This window comes from Vibrio sp. 10N.222.48.A3, assembly GCF_041475345.1.
GTDB classification, from domain to species: domain Bacteria; phylum Pseudomonadota; class Gammaproteobacteria; order Enterobacterales; family Vibrionaceae; genus Vibrio; species Vibrio tasmaniensis_A.
Map to the genome: position 1 here is coordinate 1 of NZ_JBFRVX010001685.1, position 624 is coordinate 624.

The following is a 624-nucleotide window of genomic DNA, read 5'->3' on the forward strand; positions in this document are numbered from 1 at the left end:
GAATTACCCAACCAACGCTGATTCGAAGATAAATCGAGTGCGTATCATAAACAACAGGTGTGCTACATATCGCTCTTCGAAGTTTAGCTACAATCGAAGAGACATGTTGATCATCAATGATGCGTGGTAACAAAACTAAGAACTCATCACCACCGATTCTCGCAACGATATCTGAACCACGTAGTTCACTCTTAATGCGATTAGCACACTCAATAAGCACTTGATCGCCAGCCGCATGACCAAAAGTGTCATTGATCGCTTTAAAGCCATCCAGATCGATATTTACCACAGCAAAGGTTCTTGCTCTCTGCTTTTGGGTGACTTTGAACGCCTGCTTTAGGCTGTACATAAAGTATCGACGATTAGGTAACATGGTGAGTTCATCATGCATAGAGCGGCTATCTGCAATTCGGTACAGGCGATAAATAGTAAAGAAGGCAAACGCCAGCACTACCATTATGGAGTAACCCACCAGCCTTACCGCTTGAATTCGATACCAAGGTTCATCCATCAATACATGTTCGTTACCAGAAAGAGCAAGGTACCAACCACCATGTGGGAAACTCACCTGTTCAGTGGCAAACGCATTGTCGAACACACCTTGAGTGCCATAAAAGACTGCAC

The 624-nt window shown here is 44.1% G+C and carries 1 protein-coding gene; it reads right to left on the bottom strand.

What is annotated here, in order from left to right; genetic code table 11:
- Positions 1 to 624 (bottom strand): GGDEF domain-containing protein (locus tag AB4653_RS28410; protein ID WP_372105977.1); only part of this gene is annotated, 624 nt, incomplete at both ends.